This window comes from Streptomyces cinereospinus (assembly GCF_042430725.1).
GTDB lineage: Bacteria > Actinomycetota > Actinomycetes > Streptomycetales > Streptomycetaceae > Streptomyces > Streptomyces cinereospinus.
Map to the genome: position 1 here is coordinate 55,501 of NZ_JBHMCY010000012.1, position 23,592 is coordinate 79,092.

Consider the following 23,592-nt stretch of genomic DNA (forward strand, 5'->3'; position numbering starts at 1 on the left):
ACGGAGGGTGTGTCTTAAGGCGAGGGCGGCTTACGTGCTGACGGGCCGGCAGGGCGGCGGAGGGTCAGATCTGGCGGGTGGGAGTGAGGCCGGCGGCGTGAGCGTCGAAGGTGTCCTCGGTCAGTCCTTCGGTGCGCAGGTCGACCTTGCGGATCTTGCCGGTGGGGGTGCGCGGCAGTCCCTGGGCGATGCGGTAGTAGCGGGGGACCATGAAGCGGGGCAGGACGCTGTCGCAGTGCCGGTAGAGGGCGTGAAAGTCGAAGGCGGCCGGGTCGGTCACGTCCAGGACGACCAGGATCTCGTCTTCGCCGACGTCGCTGCGCACGGCGATGGCGGCGGCGTCGCAGATGCCGGGGAAGGTGAGCAGGGCGGCTTCGAGGTCCTGGGAGGAGATGTTCTCCCCGCGCCGGCGCAGGGCGTCCTTCTTGCGGTCGACGAAGTAGAAGAAGCCGTCCTCGTCCTGGTAGCCGAGGTCGCCGGTGTGCCACCACAGACCGGTCATGCCGTCCAGGGTGGCGGCCGGGTCGTGGAGGTAGGTGGTGAGCATGATGTGCGCGCGGCGGGGCCGGTAGACGATCTCGCCGACGGTGCCGGGCGGGACTTCGTTGCCGTGCTCGTCGTGGATCGCGACGGTGGAGGAGGCGGTGGGCAGGCCGAGGGAGCCGACCTTGCGGCCGTGGCGGGGATTGTAGAGAACGTTTTTGATCTCGGTCTGTCCATAGCCTTCGATGATGTGGACGCCGAAGCGTTCCTCGAAGCGGTGCAGGATCTCCGGTGGTGCGGGCGCGGCGAACGCGCGGGTGACCGCGTGGTCGCGGTCGGCCGCGGTGGGTGGTTGCGCGAGGAGGATGGGCAGCAGGGGGCCGAGCGCGTTGAACTGGGTGGCGCCGCTGGTGCGGATCTCCTCCCAGAAGCCGCTGGCCGAGAACCGTGGCGAGAGAACGAAGGTGGCGCCGGCGTAGAAGGCGGCCAGGCCGGCGGTGACGGCGGCCGCGCCGTGGAACATGGGCAGGCAGGTGTAGACGCGGTCGTTCGTGGTCAGGTCGAAGGCGGTGGCCGCTTCGCGGGCCATCGTCACTCCGGCCAGATGCGGGCTGACCACGCCTTTGCTCTGGCCGGTGGTGCCGGAGGTGTAGGCGATGGAACACGCGCTTGCGGGCACGACCTCGGGAAGGATGGCCGGGCCGCGGCCGTGCTCGGTCAGCTCCGCCCACGACAGCAGGTGCAGCCTGGCAACCGGCACCTTGTCCGGGACGCCGTCGACGAAGACCACCGTGCCGGCTGCGGGGGGCCAGTCCTGAAGCGCCCACAGCGCACCGGCCAGCGCCGTCTCGGTGATGACGGCCTTGGCGCCCGAATGCTGGAGCGCGTGGTGCAGGAAACCGCCTTTGTAGGCGGTGTTGACGGGGACGTTGACCAGCCCGGCACGGGCGAGGCCGATGAGGGTGGTCACGGACTCGGGGCGATTGCCCAGGAACACGGCCACCGCATCCCCCGGCTGCAGGCCGGCGGCGAGCAGCCCGGCGGCGACGGCCGTCGCCTGCTGATCGAGGTCGCGGTAGGTGAAGCGCTGGTCCTGGAAGAGCAGGGCCGGGTGGTCGGGGTTGGCGGCGGCCCGGGCGGCCATCAGGCCGCCGATGGTGCCGCCGCCCAGGTCGCGCATGTCGTATGTGCTGCTCACATCTCCACCATTCATCAACGGGCGCCTGGAAGGCAGGCGGGCAAGCGGGGCAAGGGGCTGTCGGATGTCAGGTCGGGTAGGTGGCGTCAGCGGCTCACAGCTCACGCTTGACGCGGGCGGCGAAGTCCTCCAGGGCCGGTTCCCAGATGCCGTAGATGCCGCCGGTGAGCAGGAACGCGTCCACGCCCAGGTTGCGGTAGGCGGCCAGGGAGCGCATGACCCGCTCGGGAGTGCCGACCAGGGCGGCGGTGTTGGCGAATCCGCCGAGCAGGCTCACCAGGCCGGTCCAGAAGCAGTCGTCGTGCACGTCCTGCGCGGTCGCGGCCAGCTGGCGCTCACGGCCGACAGACGTGTCGGTGCTGGCCGAGCGCAGGATGGCGCGGGAGCCGGACGCCTCCTTGACGGCCTGTTCGGCGGCGCGGGCCTGGCGCCAGGCTTCCTCATCGGTGTCGGCGATGAACAGCCGCAGCGACAGGGAGAACGAGGGGGTGCGGCCGTGGGCGGCGGCGGCCTCGGTGACGCGTGCGATGCGTTCGGCGGTGCCCGCCAGCGGCTCTCCCCACAGCATGTACCGGTCGGCGTGGGTGGCGCCGAACTGTACGGCGTCCTCGCTCTCCCCGCCCATGAAGACGGGGATGTGCCCGTTGGCCGGCCGCAGGTCGTGGCGGACGCGTTCGGCCTGGTAGTAGGTGCCGTGGTGGTCAAAGGACGCCTGCTCGCTCCAGGCGCGCTTCATGACGTCCAGGTACTCCGTCGCCCGCTGGTAGCGGTCCGTCTTCGGCAGGGCGTCGCCTTCGCGGCGCAGGTCCTTGTCGGCGCCGCCGACGACGACGTTGAGCGCCAGCCGGCCTCCGGAGAGGGCATCGAGAGTGGCGAAGTAGCGGGCGGCGGCGGTAGGTGCCATCACCCCGGGCCGGTGGGCGACGATGAGCGACAGGCGCTCGGTCGCCGCGAACAGGTACGGGGCGGTGACCTGATTGTGCGGCCAGGTCGAGGAGTAGCCGACCAGGACGGCGTCCACGGCCTCGGAGGCCTCCAGGGCCTGAGCGCGGGTGACGAGGTCGGACAGCTGTGACTCGCCGGGGTGAAGCGGATTGTCGGTGGTGAAAATCTGCACCATGGGGGGCGCTCCTCGGGGTGGTAGGGGCTAAGCGGCTGGGCGGGCGAGCCGGTGGAAGCGGCGCCGGTAGTACAGCAGCGGGTCGGTGCCGGCCGAGGTCTGCACCGTGCGCGGCCGGCCGACCACGAGGTCGTGGTCACCGGCGGCCACCACCCGGTCCACGTCACAGGCCATCCAGCCCGCCGCACCGTCGATCTGCGGCAGTCCGTCGGTCTCCTGCCAGGCGATGCCGGCCAGCTTGTCCTCGGTCCTGGCGGCGCAGGCAGCGGCGATGTGTTGCTGGTCGGCGGTCAGCAGATGGACCGCGAAGCGGTTGCTGCGCCGCACCACGCCCAGCAGGCGCGAGTCCACGCCGAGCGCGATCAGCACGAGCGGCGGATCCAGCGACAGGCTGGAGAAGGAGCTGACGGTGGTGGCGTGAGGACGCCCGTCCCAGGTGGCCGTGACCACCGTCGCTGCGGCAGGGAGCCCTTGGAAGAAGTCCCGGAAAACCTCCGGCAGGACCTCTGAAGAACCCTCGGCTTGATTTATCAGCATGCTGGCAATGAAGCAGCATGCTGTTAATTGTGTCAAGCGTCCGGCCCTCCCTTCCGCTGTCGCGACGGGGACGGGTCGGCGGACGGCCGGGGGTCGGGCCCGTCCACGCCGGCCGCGCCGGCGGGAGCCTGTTGCCGATTCATCAGCTTGCTGTTCTAATAACAGCAAGCTGATATTTGGAGGGCGATCGTGATCCTTTCCCTGGGGCAGGCCCGAGCGCTGGCGCATGCCGCGATGACCGGCGTCGGCCACAGCGAGCGTGAGGCGGAGGTCATCGCCGATCACCTGATCGACTGCGAACTGCGCGGCCTGGCCTTCGGCGGCCTCTCCCGCGCGGTCTCCGTCGTCGAACGCATCCAGGCCACTGCCGCCGCCCGGCAGCCGATCGGGGTGGAGCGGGAAACGCCCGTCTCCGCGGCCATCGACGGCGGGGACCAGGTGGGCTACCTCGTCGCCCAGCAGGCGACCGAGCTGGCCATCGCCAAGGCCCGCACCAGCGGCGTCGCCGTCATCGGCGCCCGCAACACCTGGTACACGGGGATGTTCTCCTATTACCTGGAGCAGGTGACGGCCGCCGGGTTCCTCGGGATGGCGGCCGGCAGCGGCGCGCACATCGTCGCCCCGCACGGTGGCAGTCAGGCCCGATTCGGCACGAACCCGATCGCCTTCGGGTTCCCCACCAGCGGATCCCCCGTCATCTGGGACATCGGCACTTCCAGCGTCATGCTCGGGGAAGTGCTGCAGCGCCACCGTGAGGGCCGGCCCCTGGATGCCGGGCACGCCTTCGATGCCGACGGCTGTCCCACCCAGGACCCGGTGGCCGCCCTCTTCGGAGGCGCTTTCACCGTGTGGGGCGGCCACAAGGGATCCGGGCTCGCCCTGGTCGTGCAATTGCTGGGCATGGCCTGTGGAGCGGCGACCGCGCCCCACGGCGTATCCGACTGCGGGTTCCTGCTGATGGTGGTCGACCCAGGCCTGTTCACCGACGCCGACGACTTCCGCCGCCGTGCGGCCGACTACGCCGAACTGCTGCGCGCCACCCGCCCCACGGACGCCGAGCGGCCCGTGCGCGTGCCTTTCGAGCGCTCGGCCGCCGAACGCGAACGGCGCCGCGCGCGGGGCACCATCGAGGTTTCGGACGACGTCTGCACTGCGCTGTCGAACGCGGCCTCCCCGACACTGGGGGCGCGGTGAACGCCCGCACGCCCGCGGTGGCCGGTGCCGCCGCGCGGATCGGGCCGGTCGGCGTGTGGTGGGGCTCCCACGACCGCGTCCCCGCCGATCAGGTCCGCGCCGCCGCCGCCGAGGCCGAGCGGCTGGGATACGGCGCACTGTGGATCGGCGAGGCGCCCGGCGGACGCGAAGTGTTCACACACGCCGCCCTGCTGCTCGATGCCACCCGCCATATCACCGTGGCCCCCGCCATCGCCAACATCTGGCTGCGCGATCCCACCGCCGCCCGGTCGGCGGCCGCCGCCCTCACCGACGCTCACCCGCAGCGCTTCATCCTGGGACTCGGCGCCAGCCACGCCGCCGCCCTGGAACTGATCGGCCGCCCCTACGGCAAGCCGCTCACCGCGATGCGCGCCTACCTCAAGGCCATGGCCGACAGCTGGTACGCGGGCCCCGAGCCTGACCAGCCCGTCCCCGTGGTCCTGGCCGCGCTGCGCACCCGCATGCAGGAACTCGCCCGCGACGCCGCGGACGGCATGCACTCCTGCTTCGTCACCCCCGAGCACACCGCTGCCGCCCGGGCCACCTTGGGGCCCGGCCCACTGCTCGTTCCCGAGCAGGCGGTCGTCGTCGGCAGCGACAGGGAGCGGGCCCGGCGCACAGCCCGCCGCCACGTCGCCTCCCGACTGGGACTGACCCACTACGTCCGCCACCTCAAAGCCATGGGATTCACTGATGACGACCTCGCCGATGGCGGCAGCGACCACCTCGTCGACGCCCTCGTCGCCACCGGAGACGAGGAAACGGTCACCCGCCGCGTCCGGGCCCATCTGGACGCAGGAGCCGACCATGTCGCCGTTCACCCGCTCGGCCACCGCGCCGACCGCGCCGGCCTGGAGCAGCTGCGCGCCCTCGCGCCCGTCCTGGGCCTCGGCGATCCGAAGCCCGCGTCCATCTCCTAGGGTTGGCCCCATGCCTGACAGCGACCACCACTCGACGCAGTCGACGGCCGGCACGCCCGGCCGCCTGGATGCCACCAGCCTGATGGTCGACGCGGTCTTCCGCATGGAACGCGCCGTGGTCCGCTTGCAGAACCAGCGCCTGAGCGCCTGGAACATGACCCTGTCCGGGTATGCCGCCCTGCGCGTCCTGGCCGAGCGCCCCGAACTGTCCCTGGCCCAGCTCGCACGCCGCTGCCACGTCCGCCCGCAGACCATGGCCCGTATCGTCACCGCTCTGGAAGAGCGCGGCTTCATGGCCCGCAGCCCTCACCCCGAGAGCCAGCGCGCCATCTCCCTCATGGTCACCCCCGAGGGCCGCACGGTCCTCGACGAGATGACTCGGGCAGTCAACGAAATCCAGACCGATCTCGCCCAGGTCCTCCCACCCGACCAGGCCGAACTCCTCAACACCGCGCTGCGCTCGTGCGCGGCCGTCCTGGAGACCCAGCTGCGCCACCTGGCCTGACGCACACGGTAACCAGTACACCGGCCCACCACTTCTCCTCCAGGCAGCCCGGGCGAGTTCGCCCATCCGCCGCGGACGCCGGCTGCCCTGCGGAGCCCCGCTGCCTGTGGGCCTGTGGCCTGCCCTCTTCGCCCCGGAGTCACCCGTGCCATCATCCTCGCCGCCCCCCGCCCACCACCACGGACAGATCCGTTTTGCGCAGGCGGTGCTGAGTCCTCGCGTCTGGACGGGGCCCGCCGTTCTGAGCGTCCTGATGACGCTGCTCGTATCCCTGCTGTACATGGGCGGCATCCTCAACCCCCGCGGCAACCTGCACGACCTGCCCATCGGCATCGTCAACGCCGACCGGGGCGCCGCCTTCGACGGAGCCCACCGCAACCTGGGATCCCAGATCTCCCACGCCATCACCACCGCCCCCGACGCCCACGGCACGGTGTCCTGGCAGAAGCTCACACCGCAGCACGCAAGCGAACTCATGGGCAGCGGCAAGGTCTACGCCGTCCTGCAGATCCCCGCCGACTTCACCGCCTCCGTCGCTTCCCTCACCCACCCCACCGCGAAGTCAGCACAGCGCCCCGCACTCACCGTGCTGACCAACCCGGGCGTCGGCAGCATGGCCTCCTCCCTGGCCGGCTCCACCGCCCAGCAAGCCGCCGCACAAGCCTCACGCCGGCTCGGCCACACCCTCACCACCGCAGCCTCGTCCAGCACTGGCCACACACCGCCGACCCCGGCCGCACAGCTGCTGATGGCCGATCCCATCGCTGTCACCACGACCGTCGGCCACCCCATCGGCAGCCACTCCGGCGCGGGACTGACCGCCTTCTACTACACCCTGCTGCTGGTCCTGACCGGATTCATCTCCGCCACCGTGGTCAGCAACGGCGTCGACGCCCACCTCGGCTACGCCGTCACCGACATCGGGCCGTGGCACATCCGCCGCCCGCCGCTGTCCATCACCCGCATCCGCACCTTCGCCGTCAAGGCGACGGTCTCCACCGTGCTGGCCGCGTTGACCTCGGCCCTGCTCATGCTCACCACCATCGCCGTCCTCGGCATGGACGCCACCCACCTGCCCCTGCTGTACATGTTCTCCTTCTGCGCCACCACCGCTGTCGCGCTGGGCGTCCAGGCCATCAACGCCGCCTTCGGCAGCCTCGGCCAGCTGGTGGGCATGCTCATCTTCTTCGTCCTCGCCCTGCCCTCCTCCGGCGCCACCGTCCCCCTGCAGGCCATCCCCGGCTTCTACCGGTTCCTCGCCCACTTCGAACCCATGCGCCAGCTCAACGACGCCGTCCGCGCCATCCTCTACTTCGACGCACGCGCCGACGCAGGCCTCACCCGCGGCTGGACCATGATCGGTGTCGGGTCAGCCCTGGCCCTGCTCACCGGCCTTGCCGTGAGCAGCTACTACGACCGGAAGGGCCTGCGCCGACTCCTCCCCGACCACAGCGAAACCCCCTAGCGCCAGCGAAAAGGCAAGAAAGGAACAACCATGGCATTCTTCGTCGTCACCTACACCCACCCCGACACCAAGAGGTGGAACGAGCACGTGGCCGCTCACGTCGACTGGCTCGCCGAACGACTCGACGACGGCAGCCTCAAGGCGTCCGGACCCTTCCTGCAAACACCCCTGAAGTCCGCTCTGCTCATCCTCACGGCCGACAGCCGCCAGGCAGCGATCGACCTCATCGCCACCGACCCGTTCATGAGCGAGGGACTGATCACCGACTGCACGGTCACCGAGTGGGACCCGATTTTCGGCACCTACAACAGCGACTCCAGCATGCCCACAGCCGGCTGAAACAGCCGAGCGGCGACCCCGGCCGTCGGCCACTCACGGCCCCGGCCCGGGACGAAACCGGATCGACGCAGCCGCTCACCGGCCACCCACGCGCATGGCTCGTCGTCGGCACCGGCAGCGGGTTCCGTCGCCGGTTCGGCATGCGCAGCCGCGGCTGCCGGAGGGGCTGCGATCGCTGCCGTCATGCACACAGCCGCCAGGTCGGGGCCCGGCCGGAAAACGAACCGCCCAGCCTTGGCAACTAAGCGAATGCATAGTTACTATGCATTCGCTTAGTCGTTCCCGGTCATTATGGAGAGTCCTGTGCAACGCACCTTGTTCCGTGCCGACCACGACGCGTTCCGCGCGTCCGTCCGGACTTTCGTCGACCGGGAGCTGCGCCCGCATCACGAGCGGTTCATCGAGCAGCGGTCGATAAGCCGCGACACCTGGCGGGAAGCCGGCCGGCAGGGCCTGCTCGGTCTGCTGGTCCCGGAGGAATACGGGGGCAGCGGCGCCGGTGACTACCGGTTCAGCGCGGTGCTGGGCGAGGAGCTGGCAAAGGTGTCGGCGGCGTTCGCCTCGTCCTTCACCATCCATTGCGAGGTGGTCGCGCCGTATCTGGTCGAGCTGACCACCGAGGAGCAGCGTCGGCGCTGGCTGCCGCGCTTCTGCGCCGGCGAGATGATCGCCGCCGTCGCGATGACCGAGCCGTCGGCGGGGTCGGATCTGGCGGCACTGCGCACCACGGCGGTTCGGGACGGGTCGGACTGGATCCTGAACGGGTCGAAGACCTTCATCACCAACGGCTACGGGGCCGATCTGGTCGTGGTCGCCGCACGCACCAGCCCGGAGAAGCGCGCGAAGGGCATCACCCTGTTCGCCGTGGAGGCAGGGATGCCGGGGTTCGAACGCGGACGCAAGCTGGACAAAGTCGGCCAGCACGAGGCGGACACGGCCGAGTTGTTCTTCGACCGTGTCCGCGTGCCGGCCGCGCATGTGATCGGTGAGCTGGACCGGGGCTTCGTGCACATGATGGAGCGCCTGCCTCAGGAACGGATCGGCGCCGCCGTGACCAACATCGCGCACGCCGCGCAGATCCTGGCCGAGACGATCGAGTACACGAAGGAACGCCGTGCCTTCGGACAACCGATCGGTTCCTTCCAGTACAACAAGTTCCGCCTTGCCGAGCTGGTCACCGCCGTGGACGTCACCGAGGCGTTCGTCGACCGGTGCGTTGCCGCGCACGTGGCCGGCGAACTCAGCGCGGCGGACGCGGCCAAGGCCAAGTGGTGGTCGGCGCAGGTCCAGAACGACGTTCTCGACGCGTGCGTCCAACTGCACGGCGGCTACGGCTACATGAACGAGTACCGCGTCGCCCGTGCCTGGCAGGACGCCCGGGTGACCAAGATCTGGGCAGGCTCGAACGAGATCATGAAGGAACTCATCGGCCGCGATCTCGGCCTGTGACCCACTGCTCTGATGGGAGTGCCCGATGGGCAACCTGACCTTCGACTTCACCGGCCGCACCGCCCTCGTCACCGGCGCCGCCCGCGGCATCGGACGGGAAGTGGCGCGCTTCCTCACGGCGGCCCGGGCTGACGTCTATCTGATCGACTGGGACGAAGCGGAGGTGACGGCCGCCGCGCGGGAACTCGGCGCCCGGGCCGCCGCCGCCGACGTGGCGAGCACCGAGGACGTGGAACGGGTGGTGGCCACCGCCGTCTCGGAGACCGGCAGGGTGGACATCCTCGTCAACAACGCCGGCATCCTGCGCGACGGCCTGCTCTGGAAGCTCACCGACGACGACTGGGACGCCGTGCTGAACGTCCACGCCTCCGGCACCTTCCGGTTCACGCGCGCCTGCGTGCCGCACTTCCGAGCCCAGAACTACGGCCGGGTCGTCAACGTCACCTCCTACTCCGGGCTGCACGGCAACGTCGGCCAGGCGAACTACGCCACCGCGAAGGCTGGGATCATCGGGTTCACCAGGACAGCCGCCAAGGAACTGGCCCGCTTCGGGGTCAGCGTGAACGCCGTCTCCCCCAACGCGGAGACCCGGATGGTCGCCTCGGTCCCCACTGACAAGCGCGCCGAGCTGATCACGGGCATTCCGATGGGCCGCTTCGGCGACCCCGCGGAGATGTGCGCCGCGATCGGCTTCCTCGCCTCCGCCGAAGCCGGTTACATCACCGGTGCCGTGCTGCCCGTCGACGGCGGCCTGTCCATCTGATCCGCCCGCGATCCACGGAGTTCTGCATGAGTATCCTGAACCGCTTCCGCCTCGACGGCCGGGTCGCCATCGTGACCGGTGCCTCCTCCGGCCTGGGTGTCGCCTTCGCCCAGGCCCTCGCCGAAGCCGGGGCCGATGTCGTGCTCGCCGCGCGGCGGGTGGAGAAGCTGGCCGACACCGCGAAACTGGTCGAGCGGGCAGGCCGGCGCGCCCTGTGCGTACCCGCTGATGTGGTCTCCCCGGAGGACTGCCGGGACGTGGCCGCGGCCGCCGCCGGCTTCGGCCGAGTCGGCGTTCTGGTCAACAACGCCGGTGTCGCCGATGCCGTACCCGCCAGCCGTGAGACCCCGGAGCAGTTCCAGGGTGTGCTGGACGTGAACCTGTGCGGCGCCTACTGGATGGCCCAGGCCGCTGCCGCGGAGATGACCGGCGGAGGTTCCGTCATCAACGTCTCCAGCGTGCTCGGGCTCGTCTCGACGGGCCTGCCCCAGGCCGCGTACGCGTCGTCCAAGGCCGGTCTCCTCGGGCTCACGCGGGATCTGGCGGCGCAGTGGAGCGGCCGCAAGAACATCCGCGTCAACGCCCTCGCTCCGGGCTACTTCGCCTCCGAGATGACCGCGCGCCAGCAGGCGGGCCACATCGACGACATCGTGAGCCGTATCCCCATCGCGCGCACCGGCGACCCCCAGGAGCTGGCCGCCGCCGTGGTCTTCCTCGCCTCCGACGCGGCCGGCTACGTCACCGGCTCGACGCTCACCGTCGACGGCGGGCTCACGGTCACCTGACAGGCCGCGGGCTGGGAGAATGACTGGGTGACAGCATCCATCGACCCGCACGACCCGTGGGCGGAGGTCGCCCCGGGCTCGCGCCGCATCCTCGAGGCGGCACTGACCGCTTTCGCCGACCGCGGATACCATGGCGCCTCGACCCGGGACATCGCCGCGACGGCCGGTATGAGCCCAGCCGCCGTCTACGCCCACCACCGCACCAAAGCCGACCTCCTCTTCGCCATCAGCCGGGCCGGCCACCAGCACGTCCTGGCTGTGTGTGAGCGGGCGCTGGAGGGCGAGACGACTCCGGTGTCGCGGGTGCGGGCCTTGACGCACGACTACTGTGCCTGGCACGCGCGGCATCACCTGCTCGCCCGCGTCGTCCAGTACGAGCTGCGCGCCCTGTCACCGGAGCACAGATCGCGCATCGTCGAGCTGCGCTCGCGCACGGAGAGGCTGTTCCGGCAGGAGGTGCAGGCAGGGATGGCCGCAGGGGCGTTCCGGGCCGACGAGGTCGACAACCTGACGCTTGCCATCCTGTCCCTCGGTATCGACGTGAGCCGGTGGTACACGCCCGGCGGGGATCGCACACCCGTCGGCATCGGGCGCTACTACGCTGGCCTGGTACTCACCATGCTGGGAGCCGGCCAGAACACGGCCTCGCCCCGCGCCTAGTCTTATGAGTCGGTCTCCGCAGGTGAGGTACCACGGCCGCGACAAGCCCAGAGGGACCTCACTCCCCGCTGCATGTCCGGCTGCCGTAGCCACGAGAACTCGGCCCACTCCCTTGAACGCCGGACCGAGTGGGGCAACCAGTACCCTCGCCCGAATGCAGAGATCCTCATCAGAGAAGACGGCGGTCTCCTCTACCAGCGGCAGGAGGCCCCGCCCCGACCCCGGCGGGTGACGACGTGGACGAAGACGACAACGTCCACCGCCTCCAGAGCCGACCCACGGCACTGCTGCCCTGCCGCGCCCCCTGAAGTCCTGACGCCCTGCCTGGTCCTCGCGCGCGCAGCGGACCGGGCCGGCCGCCGGGTCGGGGTGATTCCCGCCCTGCGGCGGCCGATCACCGGCCGGGAACAGGCACGGTTCCTACTGCTCCGGGACCGCCGCCGGCCTGGACCGTCCGAATCCCGCCGGGGCCAGGAACAGGGCCAGCGCGGGAATCAGGTACAACGCCCACGCCACGACCTGGTACACGGTGGGATCGGGCTGGAAGTTGAAGACGCCCTTGAGCAGCGTGCCGTACCAGCTGTCCGGCGGGATGGCCGCGCTGACGTCGAACGCCTTGTCCTGCAGGCCGCCGAGGAACGCGGCCTCCTGTAGGTCGTGCACGCCGTAGGCGAGCACGCCCGCGGCCACGACCACCAGCATGCCGCCGGTCCAAGTGAAGAACTTCGCCAGGTTGATCCTGAGCGCACCCCGGTAGAACAGCCAGCCCAGCGCGACCGCCGTCGCGATGCCCAGCAGCACTCCGGTCAGCGGCGCGGAGGATCCCTCACCGCTGGCCCGTACCGACGCCCACACGAACAGCGCGGTCTCCAGGCCCTCCCGGCCCACCGCCAGGAAGGCCGTGGCGACCAGTGCGCCCTTGCCCATGCGCAGTGCGCTGTCCAGTTTCCCGTGCAGCTCCGCCTTCAGCTGGCGCGCGGTGCGCCGCATCCAGAAGACCATCCAGGTGACGAAGCTGACCGCGACGATCGACAGCGTGCCGCCGATCAGCTCCTGCGCCTCGAACGTCAGCTCCTGGGAGCCGAACTCGAGGGTCGCGCCGAAGGCCAGCGAAAGGGCCACTGCGACCCCGATGCCGGCCCAGATCGGGCGCAGCGCGTCACGTCGGCCTGTCTTCACGAGGTATGCGACGAGGATGCAGACGACCAGGCTGGCCTCCAGCCCCTCGCGCAGGCCGATCAGATAGTTGGCGAACAACCGGTGATTCCCTTCTGGTCACGCGAACAGGGTCCGGCCCCACCAGTCGTCCTCGTCACGGACGCCCGGGGGGATCGCGAAGATCGCTGAACCCACGTGCTGGATGTACTCGTTCAGCACGTCGGCGCGTGCCAGGTTGCGCTGGATCGGGATGAACCCCTTGTGCACGTCGCGCTGGTAGGCGAGGAAGAACAGGCCCGCGTCCAGCCGGCCGAGGCCGTCCGTGCCGTCGGTGAAGGAGTAGCCGCGGCGCAGGATCATCGCACCGCCGGTGGTGTCGGGGTGTGCGAGACGGACGTGTGCCTCGGGCTTCATGGCCGGCAGGAAGGGTTCGTCGCGCTCCCTGGCCCTTCCGACCGGGGCGCCCTCGCCCTTGTCCCGGCCGAAGATGTCCTCCTGCTCCTGCAGCGGGGTACGGTCCCAGGTCTCGATGTTCATCCGGATCCGGCGGGCAACCAGGTAGGAGCCGCCGGCCATCCACGCGGAGCCGTCCTTCGCGGACGCCCAGACGTGCTTGTCGAGGGCCGCGGTGTCGGTCCCGGAGATGTTCCGGGTGCCGTCCTTGAAGCCCATCATGTTCCGCGGCGTCTGCTCCTCGGGCGTGGTGGAGGAGGTCTTGCCGAAGCCCAGCTGCGACCAGCGGACCACGGTCTTGCCGAACCCGATACGGGCCAGCTGGCGGATCGCGTGCACGGCGACCTGCGGGTCGTCCGCACATGCCTGCACGCAGAGGTCGCCGCCGCTGCGCGCCGGGTCGAGGTTGTCGCCGGGGAACAGTTCCAGGTCGACCAGGGCGGCGGGGTGCTTGTCCTCCAGGCCGAAGCGGCCCTTGGCGAAGAGGGACGGACCGAAGCCGACGGTGAGGGTCAGCCGGGACGGCTTCAGGCCGAGCGCCTCACCCGTGTCGTCCGGCGGGGCTTCCGGCAGGCCGCCGACCGCTCCCTCGCCGACCGTCAGCCCCGCCGTCATGCGCTCGGCGGCACGGGTCCAGTCCTTCAGGAGCTGGATGAGCTCCTCGCGGTCCTCCGTCTTCACGTCGAACGCGGCGAAGTGAAGACGGTCCTGGACGGGGGTGGCGATACCCGCCTGGTGGGCTCCGTGGAACGGCACGGCCGCACCGGCCAGGGCGGCGGACTCCATGGCGCCGGAGCCCTGGCCGCTCATCGCCGCCGCACCGCCGGCCCCCGCGGCCCCGAGGGCCAGCCCGGCACCCGCGTAGGCCAGCAGGGAACGGCGGGAGGGCGCGGCCGTGGCGGCACCGGCCTGGGCCACGACCGCCGGTTGCGCAGCGTCCCGTGCTTCCGTCGCTTCCGCCGCCTGCGTGAGCTTCTCTTCGGCCATCGAGTGCCTCCCCTACTTGACGACGGCGGCGGCGAGCTTGGACAGCGGCTCGCCGAGGGCGCTGACAGCGTCCGAGAGCTCCTTGCGCTGCGGCTCGGTGACCTGGTCGTAGGAGGTGAAGGCGTACGAGTTCTTGTCCTCGCGATACTTGTCGAGCAGCGTGCTCATCGCGGCGAACTGCTTGTCCAGTTCCTCGGCCAGCTTCGGGTCGTTCTTCGACGCGACGGGCCTGAGCAACTCGTAGGCCTTCTGGGCGCCCTCGACGTTGGCCTTGAAGTCGACCAGGTCGGTGTGGCTGTAACGTTCCTCCTCGCCCGTCACCTTGCCACTGGCGACCTCGTCGAGGAGTTCCTTGGCGCCGTTGCCCATGGAGGTCGGGGTGATCTCGGCCGTGCCGACGCGCTTCTGCCAGTCGGTCAGGTCGGCGACAAGCTGGTCGGCGAGGGCCTTCTCCTCGTCGCCGATCTTGTTGTCCTGCCACAGCGCCTTCTCCAGGCGGTGCCAGCCGGTCCACTTCTGGCCCTGCTCCAGGCCGTCCTCACGGATGTCGACCTTCGGGTCGATGTCACCGAAGGACTCGGCGACCGGCTCCGTGCGCTCCCAGCCGATACGCGAGCCGGCGTACGCCTTCTTCGCGGTCTCGATGTCGCCGGCCTTGACGGCGTCGGTGAAGACCTTGACCTTCGGGAGCGTTTCGTCGGCCTGCTGCTGCACATAGGCCCGGTAGGCGGCGACCGCCTTGTCGAGTTCGGGGCTGCGCTTGTCGGCCGCCCCCTGGCCGGTGAAGGTGACCTTCTGGCGGATGCCGTCGCCCTTCATGCCGGGCTTGCACGCGATCTCGTACGAGCCGGGCTTGACCTCGGCGGTCAGCCTCTGCTTGGTGCCGGGGCCGATGTTCTCGCGCTCGGTGACGATGCGGTCGTCCGGGAAGAGGATGTAGACCTCGGTGACCTTCGAGCCCTTGTTCTCGATGGCCAGTTCGACATGACCGGCCTTGATCTCCGTTTCGGACACCTCACAGGAGTCGTCCTTGGCGATCACCTCGACCGCGCCGTCCTCGTTGCCCTCCGAGTCGGCTTTCTGCGTGCAGCCCGTGACGGCGGCGGCCAGTACGGCCACTGCGGCTGCGCTCACGACGAAGGGGCGGACGGAATGCATGGAGGGCTCCTGGGTGGGGCGATGGCCGAGTTGATAAGTGAGGCGTGGCTAACTTAGCCGACCCTTATCTCGCCGCAACCCGCCAGTATTGTGATTCAGCTCGCAACTGGCCCGTAGGGAAACGCCGCCATTACGACTGACCCATGAACCCTCCAAGGACAAGTCAAGCAAGAGTCAAGCGAGGCAGAGGAGAGGGTCCGCGAGATGCCGGAGCGGCGCTACGTCAGCAGTGAGATCGGCCCGGGTCACCACGGCGACGAGGACAACGGGGCGGCCGGGCGGCCCCGAGATCCTCATCGGCATGGACTCTGGCTACGACACCGCCTGCCTCACGCACGCCCTGGCCGGCCTCCCGGTGGTACTGGTCGGACGCCCGCGCCCGGACCGCGTCGTGCTCCGCGACGCCGGCCCCGCCCGCAGCGGGCCCCGCCACGGCCGAGTCCGCACCCTCGCCAGGCCCGACACCCGGCACGCCCCCGACCTCACCACCACAACGGGCACCAGCCGCTACGGCACCGCCGAGGCGAGGGCCTGGGACCGCATGCACCCCAGACTCACCCACCGCGGCCCCGGCTGGAGCACGGGCACGACGACTTGCCCTCCGCCACGGCACGTTGATCCGCCTGGAGGTCGAACACCGGCCGGGCGACCGCGACCCCGAACCCGTCTGGTTCTGACCCTCGGCCGCCGGCGCCACATCCGCGGACATCCCCCGCCGGTGGCAGTCCTTCCTCCGCAGATTCGACCTGGAACATACCTTCCGGCTCATGACACAGACCCTCGGCTGGACCGCCCCGAAGATCCGCAACGCCGACACCGCCGACCTGTGGACATGGCTGAGCAACGCCGCCCACACCCAACTCCGCCTGCCCGGTCCCTCGCCGAAGACCTGCGCAGGCCCTGGAAACGGCGCACCGAACCCGCCATCTCACCCCCCGTCCGGGTGCGGCGGGGGTTGCGCAAGCTCCGGGCGACCACGGCCCGTCCCACCACGGCATCGAAACCGTCCCGGCCGGGACCGGGACGCCCTCCCGGATCGAGGAACAAGCACCCGGCCAGGCACCACGACGTCGGCAAGACGGTCAAACGCGCCGAATCGATCACGAAACATCAAACCCAGCGAGGGCCAACGCCAAGCTCAGGCGCCGGCGTCCGGGTGGCCCAGCGGATCCTGGCGATGACGTGCGCGCTCTGACACAACCGCACCATCGGCGCACCCATCACCAAGTCCCTGATTTGCCCACGACCACTGAGCCACTGAGCCACTGTGACCGCACAGGTTCGCCGTGTGCGTCGTCGTTGGTGAGTGCCCTGGAGACCCCTTCCAAGGTGTGGAACGTCGGCATGTGCTCGGGCGTCGCAGCCCCATGTGCCCGGTCGCTGGCGGCGAGCAATCCGGGGCGGACCCTCATTCCCGGCCTTCCGCGTCGGGTGCGGCGCGGCTTGCCAGTCGCTCGTATCGCTGTCTGGCTGCTTGCGGAGTGCCAAGCCCGAGGCCGAAGGCGATCTCTTGCCACGTCATGCCGCGGCCACGTGCCATCTTGAGCAGTCCGGTTTCCAGTTCGTCCATCTCCCCGCGAACCAGCGGGACGAGGCTCAACGCAGCGGTGATGTCGGCGTGGTCCACCTCCGGCTCAGCGTCGTCGAGCTGTGCGGCCCCGCTGAGCAGGAACGACACGAGCCTGACGGCTTCGTGCGGCCCGATGACCGAGGGATGGACCTGTCGGTGGCGTTGCTCGGCAGTAGCCGCGTGCCGCTCGGCGATGCGAAACAGGGACGCGTGGACGCGGTGCGCTCGCGCCTGCTCCGGCTGTGGGGGCGCGAACGGGTCGGTGTGCTGTTCAGGAGTCGACGGCATGGGAAGAGGATGAGACGGCGCCTGATCGTTGTCAATATATTGTTTTAAACAATACGTTCACCCGCGCCCGGGACACCCCCTGGTGCTGTGACCGCATAGGTCCGCCAGGTGGGATCGAGCTGTGGCGTGAGTGGGCGACCGCTCCAGCACATGCCCTTCTCGCTGCGAATACGGGCGCGTTTCTTGCGTTCGGCGGCCAGTACGTCGCGGTGGCGGGCATTGGCGTTGCGTCAGCACAGGTAGGCGTGCAGGGCCCCGAACGGGCCCCGGCGTCGTGGTGCTCGCGCACGACGCCGGGGGCGACCGGCTCGCGGAGCGTGCGGGCGCTGCGCGACCATCTGCCCCACCGGCACCGACCCCTCTACCGCCTTGCCAGCACCCGGGCGCGAGCGGAGGCGGCAGCCACGGCCGGCTACGCCGTCCCCCTCGGCTGGGCGACCGCCGCCCGCGCGGACGGCGGTCCCACCTGCTCAACCGTACGGCGTGACCCGGCGGGCCGTCCGCAAGGCACTGGAGTCGGCCTGGCCGCAGCCGAGCACCTCAACGCGTTCCAGACCGCCTTCGAGGGCCGCCTGACGCCGAGCAACAACTGACCACGCAACAACCAAGATGGCCCGTTAGATTGACACACCCTCCACGGCGGCGGCCTGACCGCTTTCACGCAGTGCTTCGGACGGGAAGGCGCCCACCGACCCGTCCCCCCGCCGTCGCAGCGATGTGAGACGGGCCGGAAAGAGGCGCGGGCGCCGCAGGGCCGGGGCGTTTCGGTTACTTGTGCGGAGCGCGGGACGGGGGATGTCCCGTCGAGGGACTCCACAGCCGGGTCAGGAGTTCGCGAAGCTGATCGATTTCGCCGGGGTCGAGGCGCTGGGCGAGTTCGACCTCGAGGTTTGCCAGCTGAGCCAGCGCGCGGCGGCGGCGCTGTTCCCCGGCGGGAGTGGGGACGAGCAGGCGGTCGCGTCGGGAAGCGGGGTCGGGCTGGGTGGCCAGGATGCCGGCGTCGGTGAGTTCACGGGAGACGGTGTGGATGTGCTGGCGGCTGACGCCCATGGCGCGGGCGATCTCAGCGGGTCGGCTGCCTTCGGGGTGCAGGTAGGAGACGACCATTGCGGCGGCGGCGCTGATGCCGGGTTCGCCGCCTTCGGCGACCGTGGCGTTGAGCCGGTCGGTGAACCACCGGAATCCGTCACGCAGCAGCACCGCCAGCGGCGGCCGCGCCGCCGTCGCCGGCCAGATGTCGTCGTCGGATGCGGTGTCGGCCGGTGTCTCTGCCGAGAGGTGGCCGTCCGGGTGAGGGCGGGGTTCGGGTTGCATGGCGCCTCCTTCACCCCTACTGTAACTGTCAATTGAGTTGACAATTCGGAGGCTGCGGTGATGGATGACGTCTTAGTGGCGGGAGCCGGTCCGGTGGGGATGATGACCGCCCTGGAGCTGGCCCGCCGGGGGGTTCCGGTGCGGCTGATCGACGGCGCTGACGGCCCGGCGACGACCAGCAGGGCGGCGGCGATCCACGCGCGCACCATCGAGGTGCTGGATCAGGTCGGGCTCTATGAGGCTTTCGAAGCGCGCGCGGTGCTGGGCCGGGGAATCGCCTTCTACGCCGACGGTGCCGAGCTGGCCGTGATGGACGCGACGTTCACGACCCAGGTCACCCGTTTCGATCAGGTGTGGTTCCTCGACCAGGTCATCACCGAAGAGCTGCTCCGCGAGGCGCTTGCCGCACACGGGGTGGGCATCGAGTGGGGGGTACGGCTGACCGAACTCACCGAGCACCCGGAAGCGGTCACGGTCAGACTGCGACACGCCGACGGCAGGCTGGAAGAAGGCCAGGTGGCGTGGCTGGTCGGCGCGGACGGCGGGCACAGTGCGGTACGCGACCAGCTCGGCGTACGCCTGGCAGGCCAATCGAGCGAGACCTGGCTGATCGCGGATGCCGAACTCGATTTCGCCGAGCCGCTCGAGCACGACCGGATCCGGTGGGTCCGCGCCGACGGCGGAACCGTCATGATCTTCCCCCTGGTCAGGGAGAAACGGTGGCGGCTGCTCGACACGGTTGATGTCGCCTACGACGGCGATCCTGGCGCTGTCGCCAGACGGTTCGCCGGGAAGCTCAGCCGCGGACTGGGCCGCGACGTCACCGTCGCCGCCCCGTCGTGGGTGTCGGTGTTCACCATCCAGCAGCGCGCAGTACCCATCATGCAGTCCCGCACCGGCACCGGACGGCCCTGTCGATGCTTCCTGGCCGGGGATGCCGCCCACGTGCACTCACCGGCCTCCGGGCAGGGCATGAACACCGGTCTGCAGGACGCGGTCAACCTCGCCTGGAAACTCGCCACCGCCGTCCGCGGCGAGCTGCCCACCCCACAGGCGGCAGCACTCCTGGACAGCTACAGCGCCGAGCGGGTCCCGGTCGGACAGGCGCTGCTGTCCACCACACAGATGGCCACCATGCTCGTCAACCTCCGCAACGCCACCGTGGACGAGCACCTGCCGGCGGTCTTCACGACCCTGCGGGCGCTGCCGCCGCTGTTCCACGCACTCAACCAGGGTTTCGTGGGCGGCATGTCCGGGCTCGCGATCGCCTACCCGACCAGCCCGCTGACCGTACACGACAGCGACACCACACGCACCGGGCCCCTACCCGGGCAGCGCCTCGCACAGGTGCGGCACGCCGATGCCCGCGATCCCAGCTGGCAGTCCGTGCTGGCAGCACTGCGCGAACCCGACTGGACCCTGCTGGTCGCCGCGCCCGAAGCGGCCGACCGAACGCTGGACGCCTGGCAACGCAGTGCCTGGCCGGCCCCGACGGTCCACACGGTCGGCGGGCCGGCCGCCGAACAACTCGGGCTGCGCGGCGCGCAGCCCGCGGCCGACGCGCCCGGCCGCGGCCCCGAGAGGACCGGATGGCTGCTGGTGCGTCCCGACGGATACGTCGCTGCCCGTGGTCGTGGCCCCGCCGAACTCGACCGGGCACTCGCCCGGATCGCCGGCTGAACGCCGCATCCCAGCCGAACTCGACGGGCCTACGAGTGCATGGCCTGCCCGTCAGCAAACGCGATCTTGTGCAAGGACACCGAGTGCTGACTCATCGGTTGATTGTGTCGACTGGAGTCAGACAGAGCTACTGGTTCAAGAGCACCCACTCACTGATCACCCGGGCCGCCATCACCATCATGACCAGGCGCATCACTCGCCGGGCCGCCGGAGCGGCAAGCCCGGCTCCCGAGAAGCCGCGCGGGACTGATCGTCCTCACGGACAGCGCCATCTCCTCGGCCAGCACCGGCGCACACCGCACTGTCTGCACCGATCGTCCCCTTGAAGAACCAGCTGAGACTACGTCCTGGCGATCTCTTGCCGGAGCTAATGGGTGAAGCGGCGTAGCAGATCCTCCGTTTCCCTGTGCTCGGCCCTGCGATCGTCCCTGCCGTCGCTGGGCCGGGAGCTCCAGACCCGACGCGCGAGAGCGTCGGCGAGATCGACGGTGTCGTCGGCGCACAGTAGGTAGAGGGCTGACCGGGCTTCCTGCATCCGGCTCACCAGTTCGTTGGCCCCGGCACCGTCGTCACTCAGCCGTGTTTCCCGGAGGTTGTCGATGAGCTGGACCACGGCGGTGTTGAAGCCGACCCCGGCTTTCAGCTTCTGTTCGCGCAACCACATGCGGTCCTGCCGACGCGCAGTGAACCAGGCTCCGAACACCGCCCCTGTGCGGCCGAAACCAGCCCCGATGGCCGCGGAAAGGATGAGACGGCCCCCGAGTCCGGGTTCGGCCATGTCATCGCCGACGGCTACGTCATCGTCCAGTACCGGCCCCAGCTCGTCGCCGGCGATCTGGACGCACTCCGCGGCTATGTCACCGACCCCACATCCGGCCTTGTGGTGGGCGGACCCGCCCCCGGCCAGGAGGAGGCGTTCCAGGCCGTCCACGCCTACAACACGCTGCCCTGCACCGACTTCGGCCTGGGGGCCTGGAGGTCGTTCACCGACGGGTGGTGGGACGACCCCCGCTCACGCGGGATCGTTCAGGGCGGGAAGAAGGACGAGCGGGCCGCCGACCGGCCGCCGCGCCGTGGCGGCCCCGACGCCAGGAGGAGCCTGGGCCGCCGTGTGCCCAGGACCGGAGCCTTCGTAGTGTCCGGTTCGAGCGGTCAGGTCCGCGCGATCAGGGCGTAGCGCTCGTCGGTCACCGCTGCGCCCCACAGGGCGGCGTCGGCGCTGAGGGGCTCGATGCGCAGGTCGCTGACGAGCGGGCGTACCGCGTCGGCCAGGTCGTCGGCGCTTCGCCCGGCAGTTCCTCACCGAGGACCACAAGGACCTCGCCGACACCCCGCGCCAGTTGGAGGCCTTCGTCGTGGGCCAGGCTCTCGATGCACATCCAGCACCGGCCGGGCGCACCCGGTGCGCCCGGCCACTGCGTAAGGCGCACCCAGGACGGTGGTGGTACGCACCGCGCGCATCGGGTGGGCACGACCGCCGGACAGGTCCACCGCACCGCACCAGGTGCGCGCGGCGGCGGGCCCTCTGTCACACCCTTGACCACGGCCTGACCGGCGGCCGGGACGGGCTGCGCCAAGACATCTCAAAGGGCTGAGAAGTCAACTCGGCCTCTCGACAGTCGGGCTTGTGGGCCATGCCGCCTTCCAGCTCAAGGCAATGGTCGAAGATGACTTCATGACAGGTGAAGCGAGCGAGATCGTTCTGAGCAAGCAAGACCTTCGTGAGGTCACCGCGTTCGCAGCGGCGTGCGCGGAGGGGGCGCTTGAGATATTAGAGGCCGATCAGCCAGATGACTCGCGACCCCGAGACGCTGTCGATGCCGCGTGGGAGTTCGCTCGGGGTGGCGAGCGCGGCAAGTCCTTGCGCGACACAGCGTCGGCGGCCCTGAAGGCAGCCAAGAGTGCGGACACTGCGGCTGCGCGCGAAGCAGCGTGGGCAGCGATGTCTGCGGCAGGCGCCGCCTATCTGCATCCGCTGGCCAAGGCCACCCAGGTCAAGCACATCCTCGGAGCCGCCGCCTACGCCGCCAGAGCGGCCGAACTCGTCGCTGGCGACGATCGGGCCCTTGGTGCCGAACACCTTGAGCGAGCGGTCCAACACGCGACTTCGGTCGTCGTTGACGTGCTCAAACGCTTTCCGGCGGCGCCAAGCGGGGGCGGACGGGTTGGTGAGTTGATGCGCGTGCTGGACGCCGGCCTACGTGCGCTCAGCCTTTCCGAGTGACTTCCAGCGTCCGGACGACGTGGCTCACCACCAGAAAGGGCAATCGCTCGCCGACCAAGCCTCCTGTGGCGAACGTCCAGTCTGCGCCGGGCCAGAGGAAAGACCCACACGCCGGGGTATTTGCCAGGGCAGTGTCAGGTTGCAGCACCCCGGGCGGCGCATGACTCTCTGGCAGTTGCGCGCCGTCAGGGCTGGCGGGGCCATGGCATGGGTACGGGCGCAGCCTGCCTATACGGCTCCATCGACATCGTCGCCACTTTGCATATTGTCCTGATACATCACCCACAGTTCAGCGACTTCCGCCGACGAGCATCCCAGGCGTTCCGCTTCCCGGATGACGGGGGGGACTTCATTCAGGCGATTCTCGTCAGCAAGAAAGCGGGCAAGGCTGGCAGCAGATTCGGGATCTCCGGCACTGATTCCGGCCCGGAGGTGCTGTTCCGCCTTTTCCTTCATCCCGAGGTCGTCCAGGACAATCGCGACATTGAGGTGAGAATTGGTTTCGCCCGCATCAATAGATTTGTCGTATTCTTCGACGGCTTCAACCCTCCTCCCCACGCTGCTCAGCCAGTTTGCATAGTAGAAGTGGGCTTCCGGAGATTCTTCAATGGCCGCCTTGAATGCGCGTTCGATTGAATCCCGTTTCTCTGCTTCGCCAGCGAATCGAGCGAGAAAGAGTGCGCGCGCGAGATACGCTCCAGCGTTTTCCTGCTCAAGCGCAGCACTGGTCCAGCGATCTGCCTCTTCCAGATTTCCGAGCTCAATGTGGGTGCGAGCCAGGTAGGACGTGACTCGAGAGTTCCCATTCTCTACTGATTGTGCCAGGTACGTCAGAGATTCTCGATATTCTTCCAGGTCGAAGTAGTGTTTGCCGAGATTTCCCCTGGCAAGCTCGTCGCCTTCGTCAATCGCCGATCTCAGAACTACTTCCGCTTCTTCCGGACGATGCTGATCCAACAAGAAGCAGCCATAGTTGTTCAAGGAGCCGGACAGCCCTTCGGCTACGGCTTTTTTGTACCACTTCTCCGCTTCGGCTTCACTTCCGGGCATTTCGCTCAAAAGGTCGGCGAGGGAGAGGATGACTCCTGCGCCGCCGCTTTGCGCACACCCGCGGAGGAGTTCCACGACCTCCTCTTGCGCATCTTCTTCCTCAAGTATCTCCTTCAGAGCAAGGGCGGCATCCGAATTCCCACCGAGCGCAGCCTTTCTCAGGATCCCCTTACCTTTTTCCGCTGCACCGCCCTTGACCAGAAGTTCCGCCCATTTTGTCTTGATTTCCATCCAGACTCCCCATAAACAGAATTGCACCGAGATTGCCGCC

The 23,592-nt window shown here is 69.5% G+C and carries 22 protein-coding genes and 1 pseudogene; 12 read left to right on the forward strand and 11 right to left on the reverse strand.

Translation table 11 applies throughout. From position 1 onward, the window contains the following. Positions 1-64: 64 nt before the first annotated feature. The 3 genes from ACFF45_RS08725 to ACFF45_RS08735 form a co-directional block, all read right to left on the reverse strand. Positions 65-1,681 carry an AMP-binding protein gene (locus ACFF45_RS08725; protein WP_381344185.1) on the reverse strand — a complete coding sequence of 539 codons (1,617 nt, stop codon included), beginning with the start codon at positions 1,679-1,681 and terminating at the stop codon, positions 65-67. Positions 1,682-1,775: 94 nt separating this feature from the next. Next, positions 1,776-2,801 (reverse strand): LLM class flavin-dependent oxidoreductase, encoded by a 1,026-nt coding sequence (locus ACFF45_RS08730; protein WP_381344187.1) that lies wholly within the window; start codon positions 2,799-2,801, stop codon positions 1,776-1,778. A gap of 27 nt (positions 2,802-2,828) precedes the next feature. Beyond that, the gene (locus tag ACFF45_RS08735; protein WP_381344190.1) at positions 2,829-3,338 is read right to left on the reverse strand and encodes a flavin reductase family protein; all 510 of its coding nucleotides are present in this window, start codon (positions 3,336-3,338) and stop codon (positions 2,829-2,831) included. 189 nt (positions 3,339-3,527) lie between these two features. Here ACFF45_RS08735 and ACFF45_RS08740 point away from each other — a divergent pair, with 189 nt between their 5' ends. The 9 genes from ACFF45_RS08740 (at position 3,528) to ACFF45_RS08780 (ending at position 11,439) form a co-directional block, all read left to right on the forward strand. Then, on the forward strand, positions 3,528-4,532 hold the full coding sequence (locus tag ACFF45_RS08740) for an Ldh family oxidoreductase (protein ID WP_381344194.1): 1,005 nt from the start codon (positions 3,528-3,530) through the stop codon (positions 4,530-4,532). Then, entirely contained in the window at positions 4,529-5,473 is a 945-nt protein-coding gene (locus tag ACFF45_RS08745) for a TIGR03620 family F420-dependent LLM class oxidoreductase (protein WP_381344196.1), read from the forward strand. Before ACFF45_RS08740 ends, ACFF45_RS08745 begins: the two co-directional genes overlap by 4 nt. Before the next feature lie 10 nt (positions 5,474-5,483). Continuing rightward, entirely contained in the window at positions 5,484-5,978 is a 495-nt protein-coding gene (locus tag ACFF45_RS08750) for a MarR family winged helix-turn-helix transcriptional regulator (protein ID WP_381344198.1), read from the forward strand. A gap of 253 nt (positions 5,979-6,231) precedes the next feature. Further along, positions 6,232-7,443, forward strand: a complete 1,212-nt coding sequence (locus tag ACFF45_RS08755) for a YhgE/Pip domain-containing protein (RefSeq protein ID WP_381344201.1) — start codon at positions 6,232-6,234, stop codon at positions 7,441-7,443. Between the two features lie 30 nt (positions 7,444-7,473). Beyond that, positions 7,474-7,782, forward strand: a complete 309-nt coding sequence (locus ACFF45_RS08760; protein ID WP_381344203.1) for a YciI family protein — start codon at positions 7,474-7,476, stop codon at positions 7,780-7,782. A 303-nt stretch (positions 7,783-8,085) separates the two neighbouring features. Then, a complete protein-coding gene (locus tag ACFF45_RS08765) occupies positions 8,086-9,231 on the forward strand; it encodes an acyl-CoA dehydrogenase family protein (RefSeq protein WP_381344205.1) in 1,146 nt (381 codons plus the stop codon). Between the two features lie 25 nt (positions 9,232-9,256). Beyond that, entirely contained in the window at positions 9,257-9,994 is a 738-nt protein-coding gene (locus tag ACFF45_RS08770; RefSeq protein WP_381344207.1) for an SDR family oxidoreductase, read from the forward strand. Positions 9,995-10,020: 26 nt separating this feature from the next. Continuing rightward, positions 10,021-10,779 (forward strand): SDR family NAD(P)-dependent oxidoreductase, encoded by a 759-nt coding sequence (locus tag ACFF45_RS08775; protein WP_381344209.1) that lies wholly within the window; start codon positions 10,021-10,023, stop codon positions 10,777-10,779. A 27-nt stretch (positions 10,780-10,806) separates the two neighbouring features. Next, positions 10,807-11,439, forward strand: a complete 633-nt coding sequence (locus tag ACFF45_RS08780; protein ID WP_381344212.1) for a TetR/AcrR family transcriptional regulator — start codon at positions 10,807-10,809, stop codon at positions 11,437-11,439. Positions 11,440-11,859: 420 nt separating this feature from the next. Here the strand turns inward: ACFF45_RS08780 and efeU are convergent, their stop codons facing one another. The 5 genes and pseudogenes from efeU to ACFF45_RS35630 all read right to left on the reverse strand — a co-directional run. Beyond that, positions 11,860-12,696: an iron uptake transporter permease EfeU gene (gene efeU / locus ACFF45_RS08785; protein ID WP_381344213.1), complete on the reverse strand. Its 837-nt coding sequence runs from the start codon at positions 12,694-12,696 to the stop codon at positions 11,860-11,862. A gap of 18 nt (positions 12,697-12,714) precedes the next feature. Next, positions 12,715-14,037, reverse strand: coding sequence for an iron uptake transporter deferrochelatase/peroxidase subunit (gene efeB / locus ACFF45_RS08790; RefSeq protein WP_381344216.1), 1,323 nt, complete (start codon positions 14,035-14,037; stop codon positions 12,715-12,717). Between the two features lie 12 nt (positions 14,038-14,049). Further along, positions 14,050-15,195, reverse strand: coding sequence for an iron uptake system protein EfeO (gene efeO, locus ACFF45_RS08795; RefSeq protein WP_381344219.1), 1,146 nt, complete (start codon positions 15,193-15,195; stop codon positions 14,050-14,052). Between the two features lie 1,408 nt (positions 15,196-16,603). After that, on the reverse strand, positions 16,604-17,053 hold the full coding sequence (locus ACFF45_RS08800; protein WP_381344222.1) for a DNA-binding protein: 450 nt from the start codon (positions 17,051-17,053) through the stop codon (positions 16,604-16,606). A gap of 125 nt (positions 17,054-17,178) precedes the next feature. Then, positions 17,179-17,307, reverse strand: a pseudogene (locus tag ACFF45_RS35630) (IS630 family transposase); the annotation flags it as partial. Here ACFF45_RS35630 and ACFF45_RS08810 point away from each other — a divergent pair. Further along, the gene (locus ACFF45_RS08810; protein ID WP_381344350.1) at positions 17,299-17,646 is read left to right on the forward strand and encodes a hypothetical protein; all 348 of its coding nucleotides are present in this window, start codon (positions 17,299-17,301) and stop codon (positions 17,644-17,646) included. The pseudogene ACFF45_RS35630 and the gene ACFF45_RS08810 sit on opposite strands and share 9 nt — an antisense overlap. Before the next feature lie 175 nt (positions 17,647-17,821). Here ACFF45_RS08810 and ACFF45_RS08815 read toward each other — a convergent pair whose 3' ends face one another. After that, on the reverse strand, positions 17,822-18,367 hold the full coding sequence (locus ACFF45_RS08815; RefSeq protein ID WP_381344225.1) for a MarR family winged helix-turn-helix transcriptional regulator: 546 nt from the start codon (positions 18,365-18,367) through the stop codon (positions 17,822-17,824). A 60-nt stretch (positions 18,368-18,427) separates the two neighbouring features. On the opposite strand from ACFF45_RS08815, the gene ACFF45_RS08820 reads away from it, so the two are divergent. Continuing rightward, a complete protein-coding gene (locus ACFF45_RS08820; protein WP_381344228.1) occupies positions 18,428-20,047 on the forward strand; it encodes an FAD-dependent oxidoreductase in 1,620 nt (539 codons plus the stop codon). A gap of 367 nt (positions 20,048-20,414) precedes the next feature. Here ACFF45_RS08820 and ACFF45_RS08825 read toward each other — a convergent pair whose 3' ends face one another. Continuing rightward, complete coding sequence (locus ACFF45_RS08825) at positions 20,415-20,825, reverse strand: hypothetical protein (RefSeq protein ID WP_381344344.1); 411 nt, start codon at positions 20,823-20,825, stop codon at positions 20,415-20,417. A gap of 849 nt (positions 20,826-21,674) precedes the next feature. Here ACFF45_RS08825 and ACFF45_RS08830 point away from each other — a divergent pair. After that, entirely contained in the window at positions 21,675-22,271 is a 597-nt protein-coding gene (locus ACFF45_RS08830) for a putative immunity protein (RefSeq protein ID WP_381344231.1), read from the forward strand. A gap of 228 nt (positions 22,272-22,499) precedes the next feature. On the opposite strand, the gene ACFF45_RS08835 is transcribed toward ACFF45_RS08830, so the two are convergent. Further along, positions 22,500-23,552, reverse strand: coding sequence for a hypothetical protein (locus ACFF45_RS08835; RefSeq protein ID WP_381344234.1), 1,053 nt, complete (start codon positions 23,550-23,552; stop codon positions 22,500-22,502). Positions 23,553-23,592 lie beyond the last annotated feature (40 nt).

What these genes read in the sequence shown, in the direction of transcription:
- ACFF45_RS08755 (WP_381344201.1), top strand. Translation starts at nt 6,232, where the DNA reads ATGACGCTGCTCGTATCCCTGCTGTACATGGGCGGCATCCTCAACCCC.
- efeB (WP_381344216.1), bottom strand. Translation starts at nt 14,037, where the DNA reads ATGGCCGAAGAGAAGCTCACGCAGGCGGCGGAAGCGACGGAAGCACGG.
- ACFF45_RS08730 (WP_381344187.1), bottom strand. Translation starts at nt 2,801, where the DNA reads ATGGTGCAGATTTTCACCACCGACAATCCGCTTCACCCCGGCGAGTCA.
- ACFF45_RS08835 (WP_381344234.1), bottom strand. Translation starts at nt 23,552, where the DNA reads ATGGAAATCAAGACAAAATGGGCGGAACTTCTGGTCAAGGGCGGTGCA.
- ACFF45_RS08735 (WP_381344190.1), bottom strand. Translation starts at nt 3,338, where the DNA reads ATGCTGATAAATCAAGCCGAGGGTTCTTCAGAGGTCCTGCCGGAGGTT.
- ACFF45_RS08820 (WP_381344228.1), top strand. Translation starts at nt 18,428, where the DNA reads ATGGATGACGTCTTAGTGGCGGGAGCCGGTCCGGTGGGGATGATGACC.
- ACFF45_RS08775 (WP_381344209.1), top strand. Translation starts at nt 10,021, where the DNA reads ATGAGTATCCTGAACCGCTTCCGCCTCGACGGCCGGGTCGCCATCGTG.
- ACFF45_RS08770 (WP_381344207.1), top strand. Translation starts at nt 9,257, where the DNA reads ATGGGCAACCTGACCTTCGACTTCACCGGCCGCACCGCCCTCGTCACC.
- ACFF45_RS08800 (WP_381344222.1), bottom strand. Translation starts at nt 17,053, where the DNA reads ATGCCGTCGACTCCTGAACAGCACACCGACCCGTTCGCGCCCCCACAG.
- ACFF45_RS08750 (WP_381344198.1), top strand. Translation starts at nt 5,484, where the DNA reads ATGCCTGACAGCGACCACCACTCGACGCAGTCGACGGCCGGCACGCCC.
- ACFF45_RS08815 (WP_381344225.1), bottom strand. Translation starts at nt 18,367, where the DNA reads ATGCAACCCGAACCCCGCCCTCACCCGGACGGCCACCTCTCGGCAGAG.
- ACFF45_RS08760 (WP_381344203.1), top strand. Translation starts at nt 7,474, where the DNA reads ATGGCATTCTTCGTCGTCACCTACACCCACCCCGACACCAAGAGGTGG.
- ACFF45_RS08825 (WP_381344344.1), bottom strand. Translation starts at nt 20,825, where the DNA reads ATGGCCGAACCCGGACTCGGGGGCCGTCTCATCCTTTCCGCGGCCATC.
- efeO (WP_381344219.1), bottom strand. Translation starts at nt 15,195, where the DNA reads ATGCATTCCGTCCGCCCCTTCGTCGTGAGCGCAGCCGCAGTGGCCGTA.